This window comes from Actinopolymorpha sp. NPDC004070 (genome assembly GCF_040610475.1).
GTDB lineage: Bacteria > Actinomycetota > Actinomycetes > Propionibacteriales > Actinopolymorphaceae > Actinopolymorpha.
Window position 1 is genome coordinate 25,914 of sequence record NZ_JBEXMJ010000009.1, and the last position, 15,870, is coordinate 41,783.

At 71.1% G+C, this 15,870-nt stretch carries 20 protein-coding genes; 10 read left to right on the forward strand and 10 right to left on the reverse strand.

Going from position 1 to position 15,870, the window contains the following annotated elements:
- The first annotated feature begins 28 nt into the window (after positions 1-28).
- The 10 genes from ABZV93_RS17245 (at position 29) to ABZV93_RS17290 (ending at position 8,385) form a co-directional block, all read left to right on the forward strand.
- Positions 29-541 carry a Na+/H+ antiporter subunit E gene (locus tag ABZV93_RS17245; protein WP_354936620.1) on the forward strand — a complete coding sequence of 171 codons (513 nt, stop codon included), beginning with the start codon at positions 29-31 and terminating at the stop codon, positions 539-541.
- Complete coding sequence (locus tag ABZV93_RS17250) at positions 538-798, forward strand: monovalent cation/H+ antiporter complex subunit F (RefSeq protein ID WP_354936623.1); 261 nt, start codon at positions 538-540, stop codon at positions 796-798. Before ABZV93_RS17245 ends, ABZV93_RS17250 begins: the two co-directional genes overlap by 4 nt.
- The gene (gene mnhG, locus ABZV93_RS17255; protein ID WP_354936626.1) at positions 795-1,193 is read left to right on the forward strand and encodes a monovalent cation/H(+) antiporter subunit G; all 399 of its coding nucleotides are present in this window, start codon (positions 795-797) and stop codon (positions 1,191-1,193) included. Before ABZV93_RS17250 ends, mnhG begins: the two co-directional genes overlap by 4 nt.
- Positions 1,193-1,546: a DUF4040 domain-containing protein gene (locus tag ABZV93_RS17260; RefSeq protein ID WP_354937350.1), complete on the forward strand. Its 354-nt coding sequence runs from the start codon at positions 1,193-1,195 to the stop codon at positions 1,544-1,546. The genes mnhG and ABZV93_RS17260 overlap by 1 nt, the downstream gene beginning before the upstream one ends.
- 41 nt (positions 1,547-1,587) lie before the next feature.
- The gene (locus ABZV93_RS17265; RefSeq protein ID WP_354936629.1) at positions 1,588-2,565 is read left to right on the forward strand and encodes an MnhB domain-containing protein; all 978 of its coding nucleotides are present in this window, start codon (positions 1,588-1,590) and stop codon (positions 2,563-2,565) included.
- Positions 2,562-2,930, forward strand: coding sequence for a sodium:proton antiporter (locus ABZV93_RS17270; protein WP_354936632.1), 369 nt, complete (start codon positions 2,562-2,564; stop codon positions 2,928-2,930). Before ABZV93_RS17265 ends, ABZV93_RS17270 begins: the two co-directional genes overlap by 4 nt.
- A 5-nt stretch (positions 2,931-2,935) precedes the next feature.
- Positions 2,936-4,717 (forward strand): proton-conducting transporter membrane subunit, encoded by a 1,782-nt coding sequence (locus ABZV93_RS17275; RefSeq protein WP_354936635.1) that lies wholly within the window; start codon positions 2,936-2,938, stop codon positions 4,715-4,717.
- 81 nt (positions 4,718-4,798) lie between these two features.
- Positions 4,799-5,647, forward strand: coding sequence for a DNA-formamidopyrimidine glycosylase family protein (locus ABZV93_RS17280; RefSeq protein ID WP_354936638.1), 849 nt, complete (start codon positions 4,799-4,801; stop codon positions 5,645-5,647).
- A 235-nt stretch (positions 5,648-5,882) separates the two neighbouring features.
- A complete protein-coding gene (locus tag ABZV93_RS17285) occupies positions 5,883-6,155 on the forward strand; it encodes a hypothetical protein (RefSeq protein WP_354936641.1) in 273 nt (90 codons plus the stop codon).
- A 364-nt stretch (positions 6,156-6,519) separates the two neighbouring features.
- Positions 6,520-8,385, forward strand: a complete 1,866-nt coding sequence (locus tag ABZV93_RS17290; protein ID WP_354936644.1) for a glycoside hydrolase family 9 protein — start codon at positions 6,520-6,522, stop codon at positions 8,383-8,385.
- 109 nt (positions 8,386-8,494) lie between these two features.
- On the opposite strand, the gene ABZV93_RS17295 is transcribed toward ABZV93_RS17290, so the two are convergent.
- The 10 genes from ABZV93_RS17295 to ABZV93_RS17340 all read right to left on the reverse strand — a co-directional run bounded on the left by ABZV93_RS17295 (position 8,495) and on the right by ABZV93_RS17340 (position 15,641).
- Positions 8,495-9,244 (reverse strand): GNAT family N-acetyltransferase, encoded by a 750-nt coding sequence (locus ABZV93_RS17295; RefSeq protein WP_354936647.1) that lies wholly within the window; start codon positions 9,242-9,244, stop codon positions 8,495-8,497.
- Positions 9,245-9,562: 318 nt separating this feature from the next.
- Positions 9,563-10,687 (reverse strand): SRPBCC family protein, encoded by a 1,125-nt coding sequence (locus tag ABZV93_RS17300; protein WP_354936650.1) that lies wholly within the window; start codon positions 10,685-10,687, stop codon positions 9,563-9,565.
- Positions 10,684-11,361, reverse strand: a complete 678-nt coding sequence (locus tag ABZV93_RS17305; protein WP_354936653.1) for a hypothetical protein — start codon at positions 11,359-11,361, stop codon at positions 10,684-10,686. The genes ABZV93_RS17300 and ABZV93_RS17305 overlap by 4 nt, the downstream gene beginning before the upstream one ends.
- Before the next feature lie 47 nt (positions 11,362-11,408).
- Positions 11,409-11,651 (reverse strand): gas vesicle protein GvpG, encoded by a 243-nt coding sequence (locus ABZV93_RS17310; protein ID WP_354936656.1) that lies wholly within the window; start codon positions 11,649-11,651, stop codon positions 11,409-11,411.
- Between the two features lie 6 nt (positions 11,652-11,657).
- A complete protein-coding gene (locus ABZV93_RS17315) occupies positions 11,658-12,521 on the reverse strand; it encodes a GvpL/GvpF family gas vesicle protein (protein ID WP_354936659.1) in 864 nt (287 codons plus the stop codon).
- Positions 12,522-12,534: 13 nt separating this feature from the next.
- A complete protein-coding gene (gvpJ, locus tag ABZV93_RS17320) occupies positions 12,535-13,002 on the reverse strand; it encodes a gas vesicle protein GvpJ (RefSeq protein WP_354936662.1) in 468 nt (155 codons plus the stop codon).
- Positions 12,999-13,736 (reverse strand): gas vesicle protein GvpJ, encoded by a 738-nt coding sequence (gene gvpJ / locus ABZV93_RS17325; protein ID WP_354936665.1) that lies wholly within the window; start codon positions 13,734-13,736, stop codon positions 12,999-13,001. The genes gvpJ (ABZV93_RS17320) and gvpJ (ABZV93_RS17325) overlap by 4 nt, the downstream gene beginning before the upstream one ends.
- On the reverse strand, positions 13,733-14,962 hold the full coding sequence (locus tag ABZV93_RS17330) for a GvpL/GvpF family gas vesicle protein (protein WP_354936668.1): 1,230 nt from the start codon (positions 14,960-14,962) through the stop codon (positions 13,733-13,735). The genes gvpJ (ABZV93_RS17325) and ABZV93_RS17330 overlap by 4 nt, the downstream gene beginning before the upstream one ends.
- Entirely contained in the window at positions 14,959-15,372 is a 414-nt protein-coding gene (locus tag ABZV93_RS17335) for a gas vesicle protein (protein ID WP_354936671.1), read from the reverse strand. Before ABZV93_RS17335 ends, ABZV93_RS17330 begins: the two co-directional genes overlap by 4 nt.
- Positions 15,369-15,641, reverse strand: coding sequence for a gas vesicle protein (locus ABZV93_RS17340; RefSeq protein WP_354936673.1), 273 nt, complete (start codon positions 15,639-15,641; stop codon positions 15,369-15,371). The genes ABZV93_RS17335 and ABZV93_RS17340 overlap by 4 nt, the downstream gene beginning before the upstream one ends.
- Between the last annotated feature and the right edge of the window lie 229 nt (positions 15,642-15,870).

The window sequence follows — 15,870 nt, forward strand, 5'->3', positions numbered from 1 at the left end:
GGCGCCCACCGGGCCGGGAGATCGACCGATGAGCCGCGTCGCCGCGTTGTGGATCTGGCTGTTCGCCCTGTGGCTGCTGCTGACCTGGACGCTCACCGTCGAGCAGTGGGTGGTCGGTGCGGTGGTGACCGCAGCGGTGGCGGTGGCGTTCGCGCCGCTCGGTGCGGTGCCTCGTCCCTGGCGGCTCGGGCCGCGCCGGTTGTGGCGGCTGGGCAGGCTGGCGGCCACGGCGCTGCGCCGAAGCGCCGTGGCGAACGTCCAGCTCACCGCCTGGATCTGGTCGGCGCGTCCAAGGCCGCCGTCGGGGATGCTGGTGGTGGCGACCAGCGCTCGGAGCGCCGCGGAGTTCACCACTGTCGGCGTGCTCACCTCGCTCATCGTCGACAACCAACTCGTCGACGTCCACCGAGCCGGCCGTCGCCTGCAGTACCACGCGGTGCGGGTGAGGGACGAGGACCCCGCCCGCAACCGGGCCCGGATCAATGCGCCGGTGGAGGACCTGCTGGATCTCGGCGATGGCGGGGCCGGGGAGTCACGGTGACCGACATCTTCTGGATCGCGGCCGTCGCCGAGATCGTCATCGCCGTTCCGCTGCTCGCCCGGCTGGGCCGCGGCCCGACCGTCGCCGACCGGATCGTGGCGGTGAACACGGTCGCCACCCAGGCGACGCTGGCGGTGGTGTTCGCGGCGGCAGCGACCCAGCGACCGATCTACCTCGACGTCGCGTTGTGGCTCGCGGCGTTCAGCTACCTGGGCACGATCGTGTGGGCGCGGTATCTCGAGCGAGGCCTGCTGTGATCCGGACCGTGATCGTGGCCGCGCTGCTCCTGGTCGGGTTGTTCGTCTCCCTGTCCGGCGTCGTCGGCATCCTCCGGATGCCCGACGTGTACACCCGCATCCAGTGCTCGACGAAGAACATCACGATGGGCGCGCTGCCGGCCCTGCTCGCGCTGGTGGTCGGGATGGGCGCGCTCACCACGTACGGCAGCCGGGCGCTGATCGTCGCCGGCCTGCTGCTGCTGGTCAACCCGATCGCCTCGCACGCGCTCGTCCGGGCCGCGTACAAGAACGGTGCGCCGATGTGGCGGGGCGCGGTGGTCGACCAGGTGCGGGGGCCGGCGGCCGAGCGTCCCGGTGACGGTCCGGGCGGTGGTCCGCGCCGTGGTTCGGGCGACGGGGGAGACCGCCCGTGATGTTCTGGGTGCTCGACTTCGCCTGCCTGGCGGTGATTCTCGGCGCCGCGGTCATGGTCGTCCGCCTGCGTACTCTCACCGGAGCCGTGGTGGCGCTGTCGGCCGTGGGCACCGTGCTCACCCTGCTGTTCGTCGTCCTCGGCGCCCCTGACGTCGCACACGCCGAGGTCGCGGTGGGCGCGATCGCCCTGCCCGTGCTCTTCCTCGTCGCCATCGGCAAGATCCGTACGGTGGTCGAACCCGACCAGGTGGGCGAGCCTTCCGTCGACTATCCGCCCGATCCCGGGCGTACCGACCCGACGCGACGCCCACGGGGGACCGGAGCCGGTGAGCCCGAGGGGTCGGGCGGATGAACGCCGGGCAGCGGTCTCGCTCGGAGGCGACGCACCGGCCCGTGGTCGGAGCGGTCCTCTCGCTGGGCTTCCTGGCAGTGCTGGTGGTCGCATTGCTGGGACTGCCCGGTGACCGGGCGCCGTTGCCGGCCGTCGCCCGGCAGGCGCTGGAGATGTCGCTGCCGGTCTGGCACTCGACCGAGCCCGTCAACGTCGTGGTGTACGGCGTTCGCGGGTTCGACACCTTCGGCGAGACGTTCTTGTTGCTGGCAGCCGTCGTGGGAGTGATCCTGCTCGCCCGCACCAGGGAGCCGCGCGCGGGCTTCGTCGGCGAGGAGGAGGCGGCCGGACCTGAGCAGCGGGCGGAGGACCCGGGCGCGGAAGGGCATCAGGAAGCGACCGGCCAAGGCGGAGAGGGGAACGAGGAAGGCACCGCCCGGACCGCGGAACGGGCCGAGCAGACCGGCGACGGCGGCCGCCGGGAGGCGCCGCTCACCCCCGACGACGAGCCGCTCGGGACGCCGGCGCCCGAGCGCGCGCAGGGCATGTCGGTGGTGGTCCGCGGCGGCATCCGCACCGCGGCGCCCCTGCTCGCGGTCATGGGCCTCTACCTCGTCGCCTGGGGGTACTCGCCCGGGGGTGGTTTCCCGGGTGGTGCGGTCCTGCTCGGCGTCGTCCTGCTCGTCTACGCCGCGCTCGGCTACGGCGCGATCAGCCGGGTGATCCGGCCCGGCCTGCTGGAGCCGCTCGAACTCGCCGGCGCGCTGGCCATCTGTGCCCTCGGCCTGGTGGGCCTCGCGGTCGCCGGCGCGTTCTGGGCGAACTGGCTGCCGGTCGCGCCCGCGCAGACGATCCGCTCCGGCGGAATCGTGCAGGCGTTCTCGGTGGCGGAGCTGGTGGAGGTGTCGACCGGCCTCACCCTCGCGGTGTTCGGGCTGCTCGGCATGCGCCACGACTGGACGCCCGACCCCGACGACGGCGACGGCGACGGTAACGGGAACGGCGACAACCATCGCGGTGGCTCCGGGGGCGGTCGGTGATCCACGTCAACTACGTCGCCGCTGCGGCGTTGTTCTGCGTCGGCCTGTACGCCGTCCTCACCCGGCGCAACCTGCTGCGGATGGTGATGGGCCTGTCCCTGATGGAGTCCTCGACCTACCTGTTGCTGGTGTCGATGGCCTACCGGCGAGGCTCCACCGCGCCGGTCCTGCTCGACCCGCCGCCGGGAAAGACGGCGAGCCAACTGGCGGCCGGCAACGTCGCCGACCCGGTCCTGCAGAACTTCTGCATCACCGCCGTGGTCATCGGGGTCGCGGTCACGGCGGTGTTCCTGGCGGTCGTGGTCCGGATCGCCCAGCACCACCGCACCCTGGACGCCGACGAGGTGCGGGCGATGGGCGGATGAGCCTGATGAGCACGACGAGCCTGACGAGCACGTCCACGCTGGACTCGCTGCTGCCGTTGCCCGCGGTCGTCCTCATCATCGGTGCGACGGTGTGCCCGCTGCTGGGGAGGGTCTCCTCCCGGGCGCCGGTGATCGTGGCGGTGCTGGCCTGCGGCACGGCGAGCGGGATCCTGGCGCTGTTCGCTCCCGCGGTCTACTCCGGCCGGCTGCTGGTGACCTACCTCGGTGGCTGGACGCCGAAGGACGGCGCGGCCCTCGGCATCGCGTTCGCCGCCGATCCGTTCGGGCTGAGCTACGCGCTCGCGGTGACGGTGGTGAGCCTGGTGCTCACGGTGTTCACGTTGTCGATGCTGGGCGGGCTGGGCCGCCGCGAACTCGGGGGTTACGCCTGTCTGTTCCTGCTGCTGGCCGCCGCCCTGGTGGGGATCGCGCTGACCGCCGACGCGTTCAACATGTTCGTGTGGCTGGAGGTCGCGGCACTGGCGAGCTACGCGCTGACCGGCTTCTTCCTGGAACGCCCGACCGCGCTGGAGGCGGCGTTCAAGATCTTGGTCCTGACCACGATCGGGACGTTCTGCGTCTTCGTCGGCACCGGCATCCTGTACGCGCGGTACGGCGCGCTCAACCTCGGTCAGCTGCACCACGCGCTCGAACCCCGCGCGGGGGTGGTCGGGCTGCTCGCGCTGGGCCTGGTCATCACCGGCTACGGCACCAAGGCCGGGCTGATCCCGTTCCACGGCTGGCTGGCCGACGCGCACACCGCCGCGCCGGGTCCGGTGTCGGCGATGTTCTCCGGCCTGATGGTGAGCCTGGGCGTGGTCGGGATCGCCAGGTTCGCCTTTCTGGTCTACGGCCGGCCAACGCCCGTGCTAGGCGTGCTGATGGTGGTGGGCGTCGTCTCCGCGGTGGTGGGCGCGCTGCTGAGCCTGGGGCAGGACGACCTGAAACGGCTGCTGGCGTACGACACGGTGTCCCAGATCGGCGTGGTGACGGCGGGTCTGGCGATCGGGACCCGGCTCGGCGTGGCCGGTGGGGCGTACCAACTGCTCAACCACACGCTGTTCAAGACGCTGCTGTTCCTGTGCGCGGGCACGGTCCTGCACACCACCGGCAAGGAACGCCTGTCCGAACTCGGCGGGCTGGCCCGGAAGATGCCCCTGGTGGCGGCGGCGTTCCTGGTGGGCGTGCTCGCGATCTCCGGACTCCCGCCGCTGAACGGCTACGTGTCGGTGGGGCTGATCCACGAGGGACTGGAGGAGACCCACCAGTACGTCCCGCTGGCGGCTCTCCTCCTCAGTCAGGCGGTCACCGTGGCGGCACTGGGCCGGGCGACGTGGCGGGTGTTCTTCGGACCGGCCCGGGGTCCGGCCCCGGCCGGTGAGTCCGCGCGGCCGGGGATGGTCGCCGGGTTCCTCGCCCTGGCGACGCTGTGCGTGGCCTTCGGCGCGGTGCCGGAGCTGCTGCTGGACCGGGTGCTCGGCCCGGCCGCGGACTGGTTGCTGGACGCGGGCGACTACGGCCGGTCCGTGCTGGCCGGTGGAGGGCACGTGACGCTCGGCCCGGCGCTCACCTTCGACTATCTCGCGCCGAAGTCGCTGCTGGTCGCCCTCGCCACTGCGGCCGTCGGCGTGCTGCTGGCCCGGCGGTACGCCGGCGACCGCGTGCCCGGCGGCTTGGTGACACCGCTGCGCAGGCTGCACACCGGGTCGGTGAACGACTACGCGAGCTTCCTGGTGGCCGGGCTGCTGCTGGTGTGCGGAGGGCTGCTGGCCGGGCGGCTTGGGTAGGCGACTGGGGTAGGCGACTGGGGTACGCGACTGGGGTAGGCGGACGGCGATGGGCGCCTCAGGAAGGAGGTGAACGGGCAGATGCCCGAACTCCCTGACGTGGAAGGTTTCCGGCGGGTGGTGAGCGACCACGCGGTCGGAGCCCGCGTCGAGGGCGTACAGGTCGCCGACGAGGGAGTTCTGCGCGGCGTGAGCGGCCGGGTGTTTCGGCGCCGGATCGTCGGCGCGACGCTCACCGAACCCCACCGGCACGGCAAGTGGCTGGTCGTGCCGCTCGCCGGTTCCGGCGGCGCCGAACGCCCCACCGGACACCCCACCGAACACCGGCCGGACGACCCGAGCGTGGTCTTCCACTTCGGCATGACGGGCGGGTTGTCGTGGGTGCCGGCAGAGCGGGTGGGGGAGGAGCCCCCGCACCGCCACGACCGGGTGGTCCTGCGTACCGAAGGTGGCGAGCTGCGGTTCCGCGACATGCGGAAATTACAGGGGATCCGGTTGGCCGAGAGCGACCACGCCGTCGACGTGCTGCTGGGCGGCCTCGGCCCGGACGCCGCGACGGTGACGGCGGCGGGTTTCCGTCAGCAGGTAAGGCCGTTACGGCGTCAACTCAAGCCTGCGCTGATGGACCAGACCGTGATCGCCGGCCTCGGCAACCTGCTGGTGGACGAGACCATGTGGCGTGCCGGGCTGCGCCCCGACCGGCCGACCGCCGGGCTCGACGACGCCGCGCTGAACCGTCTCCACGCCCGGATGCGCACGGTCGTACGGCACAGCATGCGCCATGGCCGGGTGCCGGCGAATCCGTCCTGGCTGACCGGGCACCGCGACCCGGGACAGGACCAGATCTGCCCCCGGTGCGGCACCCCGCTTCGGCGCGGCCGGGTCGGCGGGCGGACGACCGTGTGGTGCCCGCGCTGCCAGCCCGGCTGATGCGGGCCGCAGTACGCAGGCGAAGAGCCCGCCTCAGGCCGCTTCATCACCTTCTCGGCCTCGGCGTGCGCCTGCGTCTCGTGGTCGGTGAGAACCTCCTCCTTAGTACGACGCCGATTACGCCTACCCCGTCGGGTGTGGCGTACGCGTACGCGGCCGACTGCGTGGTAGGTAAGCCTGGTGCGGCCTTCCAGGTCGCGGAATGGGAGAACACATCATGTCGCTGTGGACGCGAATGCGTGACCGAGTGAAGCGAGACCGGTCGGGACGTCACCTGGGTGAGGCGGACGCGCCGTCGGATGCCGGTCCGGGCAGCTCGCGGGCCACCGGTGGCGGACCGGAGGCCGCGGGTCGCGAACCCACCGGCTCGACCGGCACCGGCACCACCGGCTCCACACAGAGCGAGACCTACGTCGGCCGCGTGGGTGGGGACGACGATGCCGGTGCCGCGCAGGAGTCCGGCGCCGAACGCCGTGCGGACGCCGAGGACCAGCCGCGTCCGAACTGACGTCGTTCGCGGCCGGTTCGTCCCGGAAGGACCGCCCAACCAAGTGCGGTTTTTCTTGTTAGGGACATTGTTCGGCACTTGTGCGCACGAGGCAGGCAGTGATTGACACCGGCGAAGGCGGGCTGTCAACATCACGGCTGGGCCAGGCTCCCAGTCGTTGGCACGACCGTATCGGGGACTGAAAGGGTCGTCGGTCACGACCGGGCGGGTCCAACGACCAATCCGCTCAAGCGCAGCCCCGCCGGGCCGCCGACCGCGTGTGAGGACGACCGTGACTCCTTCCCCTTCGCAGCGAAGTGTCCCCAAAAGACGATCCGCCCGCCGCACCTGCTCCGTCGTACTCGCGTGCACGGCGGTCTTCGTCATGTTCATGACCAGTTGTGGCGGCCCGTCCCAGGAGTCGACATCGTCCACAACCGGGAACAACCCGGGCGGGCGTCCCGGCGCGGTCGACCCCGGCCTCGGTGCCGGAGGCGGCGACGCGTGGAAGAAGAACACCGGCACCCGCGTGCGGGTCAACCAGGTCGGGTACTTCCCCGCCGGACCCAAGGGCGCCACGGTGGTCACCCGGTCCAACGAGCCGCTGCCGTGGCAGTTGCGCGACTCCAGCGGGCGAGTGGTGACCACTGGCCGGTCGACCCCGCGGGGGACCGACCAGGCGTCGGGACAGAACGTCCAGACCGTCGACTTCACCCGCTACGACCGGCCCGGCAGGGGCTACACGCTCCGGATGGACGGCCAGACGAGTCTGCCGTTCGACATCGGTGCGCAGAACTACGCGAAGCTGCGCACCAGCGCCCTGCGCTTCTTCTACTACCAGCGCAGCGGCACCCCGATCCTCGCCTCCCTGGTCGGTAAGAAGTACGCCCGGCCGGCCGGCCACGTCGGCGTGGGCGCCAACGGCAACGACGCCGACGTGCCCTGTCAACCCGGGGTTTGCAACTACCGCCAGGACGTGCGCGGCGGGTGGTACGACGCCGCCGACCACGGCAAGTACGTCGTCAACGGCGGGTTGGCGGTGTCGCAGCTGTTCGGCACCTGGGAGCGCGCGAAGCACTCCCGCAACGGCAACCCCAAGGCGCTCGGCGACGGCACGCTGAGCATCCCCGAAAACCACAACGGCGTGCCGGACGTCCTGGACGAGGCACGGTGGGAGATGGAGTTCCTGCTGCGCATGCAGGTTCCGGCCGGGCGCCCGCTGGCGGGAATGGCGTTCCACAAGATGCACGACAAGGCGTGGACCGGTCTGCCGATGGCACCACAGGACGACCCGCAGCCACGTGAGCTCCACCGGCCCTCGACCGCGGCGACGCTGAACCTCGCCGCCGCCGGCGCCCAGTGCGCCCGGGTCTTCGCGCCGTACGACAAGGCGTTCGCCAACCGCTGCCTGGACGCTGCGAAGACCGCGTGGGCGGCGGCGAAGCGGCACCCCAAGCTGTACGCGCCGGACAGCGACAGCACCGGCGGCGGCGCCTACGGGGACACCAACGTGACCGACGAGTTCTACTGGGCGGCGACCGAACTCGCCCTCACCACCGGCGAGCGTCCCTACCTCGCCGCGTTGCGGGCCTCGCCGTTGCACAGGGCACAGGTGTTCACTCCGGTGGGCTTCGGCTGGCAGTCGGTGGGTCCGGTCGCCCGGCTCGACCTCGCGACGGTGCCGGGGAAGGTCCCGGCCGCAGAACGCCGGGCCGCCCAGGCGTCGGTGATCCGCGCCGCGAACAGCTACCTCGCCACGCAACGCGGCCAGGCGTACGGGCTTCCGCTGCCCGGTGGACCGGAGTACTACGCCTGGGGTTCGAACTCCAACGTGCTCAACATCCTTGCGGTCCTGTCCACGGCGTACGACCTCACTGGTAAGGCCTCCTACCGCACGGGTGCGCTGCAGGGGATGGACTACATCCTCGGACGCAACGCGCTGAACCAGTCCTACGTCACCGGCTACGGCAAGAAGGTCTCCCACAACCTGCACAGCCGCAGCTTCGCGCACGAGCTGGACAAGAAGCTGCCGCCACCGCCGCCCGGCTTCCTGGCCGGCGGGGCGAACGCCGCCCTGCAGGACCCGGTGGCGCAGGAGCGGCTGGCGGGCTGCAAACCGCAACTGTGCTACGTCGACGACATCCAGTCCTTCGCCACCAACGAGTACGCCGTCAACTGGAACTCCGCACTGGTGTGGATGACGTCGTTCGTGGCTGACCAGGGCGCCGGCGCGGGGCGGCCCCGGGTCTGACGGATCCAGCCGAGCAGCGGCCCGGCACGCGCCCCGGGCCGGCACCAATGGTGGGTGCCGGCCCGGGGCGCGCTACGTCGGCTCGCCGCCAGGGCTCAGGGCAGAGCCCTCAGTCCAGCGCGATGTAGAGCCGGTTGCCGGTCGGTGCGTAACCGACCCGCTCGTACACCCTCCAGGACTCGTCACCGGACGCCTCGAGCCAGGCGCCGGTGGCGCCTGCCTCGAACACCCGCCGGGTGACCAGCGCGGTGAGCGCGCCGGCGATGCCCCGTCGCCGGTACGGTTTGGCGACCGCGATGCCGGTCACCTCCGACAGGCCGACGGCCGGTGCACCGGCCAGGGCGCCTCCGACGTAGGTGCCGTCGAGGTCCCGGGCGTACACCAGCACACCACCGTCGCGCTGGGCGCGGTGGATGCGGGCCACGTCGTCGGGGCCTGCCACCCGGTCGGATCCGAACGCCGCGTTCTGCGCGGTGAGGACGCCGGCGCGTTCCTCGTCGGTGGTGGGCTCCCCGAACTCCACCCCGGCCGGATCGGCCGGGACCCGCAGGGTGCCGGGTGAGCAGGTGAGGTACTCGTTGCGGGCCTCCACTGCGAACCCGGCGTCGAGCAGGTGACGCTCGAGGTCGGGTGCGCAACTGGTGACGTACTCCAACCGGGGCACGCGTTCGATGCTCCGGAAGGCGGCCACGAGTCCGGCCACGTCGGCTGGTGTGACGGCGCCGAGCCGCGGTGTGGCGTAGTTGACGAATCGGCTGTCGGTGGTGGGATCCCAGCCGATGACGAACGGGCCGGCGTCGAGCGTCGCCGGACGCCGGGACAGGTTGTGAACGACAGAACTCTGGACGATGGTGTCCATGATCAGGTATGACCTCGGGTCGACTGGGACGCGTCGGGACCGCGCCCTGAGACGGTTGCGGGCAGCACAAGACCGCGTGAGGCCGCACGAAGCGTACGCCGCAACCTCAGGCCCAACAGGCCTGCGGATGGGAGTACGGGCGGCCGCGGCGGGTCGCCGAGATCACAGGCATCGTCCAAGGTCGCGAGAAGTCGAGGAACTGTCCGCGTCGAACGCGAACCGGCGCAAGCGTGCCACCACGACCGTCGACGGTCAACAGGTTTGCGGGTCGGCCAGGCAAGGCGGGCAGGCAGGCCAGGCAGGCCAGGAACGCGGGTGTCAACGCCGACGTGAGCGCTGCCTCGACCTGGGCGGCTCCTTGTCCTCGTCCTCGGCCTCCTCCTTGTCCTCGTCGTCCTCCTCGTCCTCTTCCTCGTCCCGGTCTTCCTCGTCGCGGTCCTCGTCCTCGTCGTCCTCCTCGTCCTCGTCCTCGAAGTCGTCCTCGTCCTCGTCGAGGTCGCGGTCTTCCTCGTCCCGGTCCTCGTCGCGGTCCTCGTCCTCGTCACGGTCCCGGTCGCGTTCTTCCTCCTCCTCGCGCATCACCTCGTCGTGGTCGCGGACGAGTTCGCCGTCGCGGATCTCACCGCGCCAGCCCTCCTCCTCCGGGTCGGCCTCCACCGTTATGTAGTGACGGAACAGCTTGAAGTCCAGGCGTGCGCGGCGCCCCTGCGCCCGCCACAGGTTGGCGGTCTTCTCGAAGAAGCCGTGCGGGTGGTACTCGAGGAGCAGCAGCACCTGGGTGAGGTTGTCCGCCAGTTCGTGGAAGCTGACCGCGCCGTTCACCACGGTCTGTCCCTCCGACCGCCACACGATCCGGTCGTCGGGGATCTGATCCCTGGTCGTCGCGTTCCAGCTTCGGTTGGACCAGGCGATCTTCGCCTTCCAGAAACTCTTCGTCTCGTCCTCCTTGTCGAAGTCCGCGCTCTGCACTCCCTTTGACCACTTGGGAAAGTCCTGGAACTGCGTCCAGTGGTTGTACGCCATCCGCACCGGCACCGGGACGTAGAGGTCCTCCACGATGTTCATGTACTTTCCGCCGGAGGAGGGCTTGCCCTTCCCGCGGCCGAAGATGCCCTTCACCTTCTCCTTCAGCCCCTGCGCACCGGCCTTCGCCGCCGCCTTGCCTGGTGAGGATCCGCTGAGTGTCTCCTTCACCACTCGCCCGACCATGTCGCCTCCGTCGTCGTCTCCGTCGGCGATCCCGGTGAGGTTCTTCGTAACGTCACCCACCTTGTCACCGAGATTTCCCAGCACCCGTTCGGCTTTCGCCGCCGCGAACGCCTGCGCGGCCTCCAAGAGGCGTTGCGTCGCGGGGTTGCGCCCGGCGGCCTTGCGGATACCGCCGCCGATCTCGGAGAGGCTCACCTTGTCCGGGCGCGCTCGCCCGAAGCCTGCCTGGCTCATCTGCTTCCCCCTCTCGACGTGGCGCGACCGCCGGCCCGCTTACCTGCGGCGCGTTCACCCTTGTCGCCGCCTCGGCTGCCGCTTCGCTCGGGACGGTCGCCACCGCCGCGGCTCCCGCCGGGCCGGCGTCCTTCACCTGTACGCCTTTCACCCGTACGCCTTTCACCCGTACGTCCTTCGCCCGTACGTCCCCTGCTCGTACCCTTCTCACCGCCACGCCCACTCGCGGGGCGCTCCTTCCGTTCACCGCGGCGCGGCCGAGCCCGCTCCTCCTCCGGCTCCTCCTGGTCCTCCGGCTCCTCGTTCTCCTCGGACTCGGCGCGGTCCTCGTCCTCGTCCTGGCGCCCTCGGCCCTTCCCGTCACCGGACGGCTTGCCGCTCAGGCCCGCTGTGCGCTCCACGAGGGAGTCGGCCAGCCGGTCCAGCGGCCTGCTGAGGCTGGCCATCGCGGCGGCCCGGCCGGTCGACGCCAGTTCACCGGTCACCTCGTCCCGGATCCGGCCGAACTGCGGTGACTCCGAGAGCCGTTCGAAGGCCTCCTGGCCGAGTGAGCGCAGGTCGAGCCGCTTGCCGATCAGGGCCGAGCCCAGCAGCAGGGCGAACCGGGCCTTCTTGCGCCGGCCGAGCACGTAGCCCCCGACCACGGCCAGGGCTATCTTCGTCGAGTTGTTCATCTCCCCCTCCTCGTGATGCGGGCCCACCTCCTGGTCGGCCGGGCGCCTTATCCGGTGGCGCGTCGCTGTGCCTCCTCCAGCCGGTCGAGGATCTCGTCCTCGGCGGCGTCGAACTCCTCCTCGCTGAGCTCACCGGCGTCGTACGCGTCGGCGAGATCGGCCAGCTCACCGCGGATGCGGGCCACGTCGTAGTACTCCTTCTCGCCCAGGTCGCGGACCTGCTCGGCGATCCATCCCACGCCGCGCACCGGTGCCAGCGGCAACGTGAACAGCCCGGTTACCAGACCCATGAGTGCCTACGCCTCCCTTCCCCGCGTCGGCTCGGTCGTGAGGTCCGGTGTGGTGACGAAGCTGTACGGCGGAAGTGGTCCGGAGCGCTGCAGCCGGATCGCCGGACCCCAGGCGGCGTCGAGGTGGTCGGCGGTCTCGGCGAACTCCTCCGCACGGTCGTCGTCCACGAGAAAGCTCTCGTTGACCGCCGCGCCGCGAACCCTGGAACCGGCCAGGTGGTCGACGGCAAGCGGGCCGAGGGCGGCGAGGAGCAGCTCCTCGAGGGCGCGTTCCCGGTCCTCGATCGCGGCGGCGACCGCCTCGCCGAGTTGGATCTGTTCGTCCACGCTGGTGGCGTGCGCCCGCAGCCGCCGCACCGTCGGATCCTCCTCGGCGACGGTCCGGATCAGCTCGTCCTCGTCGCAGAACACCTTGACGTTGATCTCCGCCCGGCGGGTGAGGTTGTCGAGGGTGGCGAGGTGCGCGCCGTCCTCGGAGGCGAGTTCGTCGCGCAGGCTGTCCTCGTCGGTGGCGACCACCCCGAACCGCATCGGCAGCACGGTTCCCTGACGGCCGAGGTGGTCGAGGACCGTCTGGTGGGCCTGCACGTCCCTGCGTTTGGCGCGCAGTCCGGGAGGGGCGTCACTGACCACGGCGACGACCCGGCCGGCCTGAAGTCTCCGCAGCGTCGCGGGCGGGTCACCCACGCCGCCGAGCCCGGTCAGGTCGCAGGGGTGGTCGCCGGCCAGGATGCCGTACACGTAGACCGCCGACGCGGGCTGCTCGGCCTGCCCGCTCTCCTGGGCCCGCCCGCTGTGCTCGGCCTGCCCGCTCTGCTCCGGCCGCCTCGCCTCTTCCGGCTGCCTCGTCTGCCCTGCTCGCGCTGCCATGGTGCCCCCTTGCTCACTCCGAACGCAACCGCGAACGTGCCTGCCGGGCACGGCTGCTGGTGACGCGTTCCTTCTGCTTCCCGCCTCGTTCTTCCTTGTCCTCTTCGTCTTCCTCGTCGTCGCCACCGCGGTGGAACACCTCGCCGACGCTCTCGGCGGCTCCACCCAGTGCGCCCTTCACCTTGCGGCCGGCGCCCTTCTCCTCCATGTCGCCGATGAACTCCGGCAGGGTGCGGGACTTGCCTGTCTGGGTGAGATCGACCCGGTTGACGGCCTCGGCGAACCGCAGATAGGTGTCGACGCTGGCGATGACGATCCGGATGTCGATGGTGAGCAGTTCGATGCCCACCAGCGAGACCCTGATGTAGGCGTCGATCACCAGGCCCTTGTCCAGAATGAGTTCGAGGACGTCGTACAGACTGCTGGAGCTTCCCCGCTGCGCGAGGTTGCTGCCCGAGCCCTGCCAGGGGCTGACTGTCATCGTTGCCATCTTCCTTCTGTGACGGGGTTTCGGTGGTCGGGGAACAGATCCGACCGGGCCGGGAACGGTGACAGGTCCGGCTTGTGCCGTCGCCTGCCGGCGACGAACTCGGTGAGCTCGCCGACCTGGCGTTCCAGCGCCATCAGAGACCGGCCGAGGCGCTCCACCTGCGTCGAGGTCAGTTCTCCGGCATCCATCCGCCGCAGCGCCTGACGTTCGAGCAGTTGGCGTACGAGGTCGACCACGAAGACCACCAGCCCGGCGACACCCGCCTCGCGGTCTCCTTCTTCGGTACTCGTGTCCGCGCCGGGCAGGTCCGCGGCCGTTCGGACGGCGGGCGGCCCGGGCGGGGTGGCCGCGCTCGGTCGAGACACTTGGCCGGTGTGCGGTTGATCGGTGTGCGGTTGTTCGGTGTGCGGCTGTTCGGTGTGCGGTCGCCGGGGCTTGGGCGGCTGGGTGTGCGTTTGTTCCGCGCGCGGTGCGGCTACCGCCTTCGGCGGACTCGCCTCGGTGGGCACCTCCGCCGGGTTCTGGCGTTCGCCGGCGTGTTCGGCGGCGCGTTCGAGCGTGTGCACCGAGGCCAGCAGCAGATGTAGATCGAGCCGCACGAGATCCACGTCGGCCAGCGTGATCAGCACGCTGCCGTCGACACAGGCCCCCGAGTCCAGCAACCGGTCCAGCACGTCGACCAGCGAGCCGTCGTCGAGAGCCAGCCGGCGTTCGCCGCCGCTCATCGCGAAGCTCCCGTCGTCGAGGGGGAGGACGTACGCGGCCGGCTCGTGCCGGCGGGCATCCGGACGAAGTGGTACGGCGGCCACGGGCCGGAAACCTCCACCCGCAGGCCGTCGGCGGCGTACTGCCGGGCCACGTCCCCCAGCGCGGTGTCGAACTCCTCCTGCCTGGAGTGGGAGATGAGGTAGACGCCGTCGAACGCGAGGTCGGTGTGGGCGGCGGTGGAGTGTCCAGCGGGGTGCCCTACCCGCGCCGAGGCTCGGACGACCACGTCGCGGACGTAGCCGGCCAGCGCGTCCTCCAGCGCGGCGGCGACGGAGCCGCGGAGCCGGCCGGCCGCCTCCCGGGCCGCGGCTGCCTCCCGGCGCCGCACCATCCAGGTGGTCCCGGTTGCCGGCTCGTCCAGGTAGGCGGGCACCTGGTCGGTGCGGTCGTCGGGGGGCTCGACGTAGGCCTTCACACCCCACTCGCTCGCCCCGTCGAGCCGGTCGAGCTCGGCCGCCAGCCGGTCGGCGTCTGTCAACGCGATCTTGCGGGCATCGTCCCGGCTGGGGTAGAGGGCGCCGAACCGGAACGGCAGCACGGTCCCGCTCCGCGCCAGTTCCTCCACCACCCGCTCGTGGGCGTTTACCGCCGCTCGCAGCCAGCCGTGGGCGCTCAGGTCGGGGTCCTGGTCGCTGGTCCGGAACCCGGCGAGGGGAACCTCCGACGCCGCGACCGCCAGGTGACCGGCGTCGAGGAGTTCGACCGGGGCTCCTTCCACCCCTGCGGGGAGTTCGGCCGGCGCGGGCAGGGAGCGGTCCGCGGTGTGGTCGCCCCTGCGCAGGATCGCGTACACGTACCACGCCGTCTCGTTGGGCGCCTGGTCCTTGCCGGGGGGCTCCCCGGGTGGAAGGCCTTCGGCGGCCGGCCGGCCCTCGACAGAAACACGGTCCTCGAGAGGCGTCCGGTCCTCGGGAGGAGCACGGTCGCCGGCAGGCGACTGAAGTTCGGTGGCGGCCGCGCGGGCACAAGGCGCCTGGCCGGGTTCGAGCCCGGCCGGGGACGCCGGGGGTGGGAACGATTCCACACCGAGCACCGAACGCACCGCCTGGCGGTAACGCTCGACGAGTTGGTCGACAAGTTCGTCGCGCACCAGGGCGCGGGCACGCTCGGACGCCTCGTCGAGCAGCGTGGCCACCTCGTCCGGGGTCGGCCGGCCGCTGAGCAGGCTCCGCGTGGCGTTCATCGGCGGGTACCGCTCTCGGAGGTGGATCCGACGGCGCGTTCGTGCTCGCGGTCACCGGCGGGCGCCTCGACGGCCCGCATCCGGTCCTCCATCTGCTCGATGCGTTCACGGAGGTCGCGGTTCTCCTGCTCCAGGCGGGAGTTGCCGGTCAGGAACGGGTCGGAGGACCACCAGTCGATTCCCATGTCGCGCGCGGTGTCGACCGAGGCGATGAGCAGGCGCACCTTCAGGGTGAGGAGCTCGATGTCGAGAATGTTCACCTGAATGTCGCCGGCGATCACCACGCCCTTGTCCAGAACGCGTTCGAGAATGTCGGCCAGAGAATCACCGGACCTGGACACGGGTGTGGGCCCCGCCGTCCGGTATTGGGGGTACTGCGAGCGCTGGGAGTTCTGCGGCCGGGCGGTCACATTTCACCTGCCTGGTTACGCGGGTACCGCCGCTGCCGCCGATAGGACGTGATGTTTCCGGCGGAGTCGGTGTGTGTTTCGTAACTCGCCAGAATGCTGGTGGTGTCCGGAACGCGAGGGACCTCGATGATCTCCACCTGGAAAACCCAGCCGTCGCCCTCGTTCTCCAACCGGGACACCCCGGCCGCCTCGCAGTTGGTGAGGGCGGACAGTTGTTCCATGGCGGTGCGCGAGACCCGCATCGGATCCGCACCGCGCTGTCTGGTCACGCCCCGGTCTGCTCGGTCGTTACCGTCACGACGACCGTCGCGCCGGTCGTCATGGCCGGCCCGGTCGTCACGGTCGTCACGCCTTGTCCGGTCGTCACGGCTGGTCCGCCGCGTGCGCTCGGTTCGGCTGTCGCCGCGGGTACGCCGGGAAACGCGATCTCCGTCTCGCCTGCGTTCGTCGGTCATTCGTGAGTTTCTCTTCCTCGCGCCTGATTTCCGCGGTCGCGGT

Bases quoted from the DNA above. Each gene is read 5' to 3' on its own strand.
- ABZV93_RS17300 (WP_354936650.1), bottom strand. From the start codon at position 10,687: ATGAGCCAGGCAGGCTTCGGGCGAGCGCGCCCGGACAAGGTGAGCCTC.
- ABZV93_RS17310 (WP_354936656.1), bottom strand. From the start codon at position 11,651: ATGGGTCTGGTAACCGGGCTGTTCACGTTGCCGCTGGCACCGGTGCGC.
- ABZV93_RS17295 (WP_354936647.1), bottom strand. From the start codon at position 9,244: ATGGACACCATCGTCCAGAGTTCTGTCGTTCACAACCTGTCCCGGCGT.
- ABZV93_RS17290 (WP_354936644.1), top strand. From the start codon at position 6,520: ATGTTCATGACCAGTTGTGGCGGCCCGTCCCAGGAGTCGACATCGTCC.
- ABZV93_RS17330 (WP_354936668.1), bottom strand. From the start codon at position 14,962: ATGAACGCCACGCGGAGCCTGCTCAGCGGCCGGCCGACCCCGGACGAG.
- ABZV93_RS17280 (WP_354936638.1), top strand. From the start codon at position 4,799: ATGCCCGAACTCCCTGACGTGGAAGGTTTCCGGCGGGTGGTGAGCGAC.
- ABZV93_RS17260 (WP_354937350.1), top strand. From the start codon at position 1,193: ATGTTCTGGGTGCTCGACTTCGCCTGCCTGGCGGTGATTCTCGGCGCC.
- ABZV93_RS17275 (WP_354936635.1), top strand. From the start codon at position 2,936: ATGAGCACGACGAGCCTGACGAGCACGTCCACGCTGGACTCGCTGCTG.
- ABZV93_RS17305 (WP_354936653.1), bottom strand. From the start codon at position 11,361: ATGAACAACTCGACGAAGATAGCCCTGGCCGTGGTCGGGGGCTACGTG.
- ABZV93_RS17285 (WP_354936641.1), top strand. From the start codon at position 5,883: ATGCGTGACCGAGTGAAGCGAGACCGGTCGGGACGTCACCTGGGTGAG.
- gvpJ (WP_354936665.1), bottom strand. From the start codon at position 13,736: ATGAGCGGCGGCGAACGCCGGCTGGCTCTCGACGACGGCTCGCTGGTC.
- ABZV93_RS17245 (WP_354936620.1), top strand. From the start codon at position 29: ATGAGCCGCGTCGCCGCGTTGTGGATCTGGCTGTTCGCCCTGTGGCTG.
- ABZV93_RS17315 (WP_354936659.1), bottom strand. From the start codon at position 12,521: ATGGCAGCGCGAGCAGGGCAGACGAGGCAGCCGGAAGAGGCGAGGCGG.
- gvpJ (WP_354936662.1), bottom strand. From the start codon at position 13,002: ATGACAGTCAGCCCCTGGCAGGGCTCGGGCAGCAACCTCGCGCAGCGG.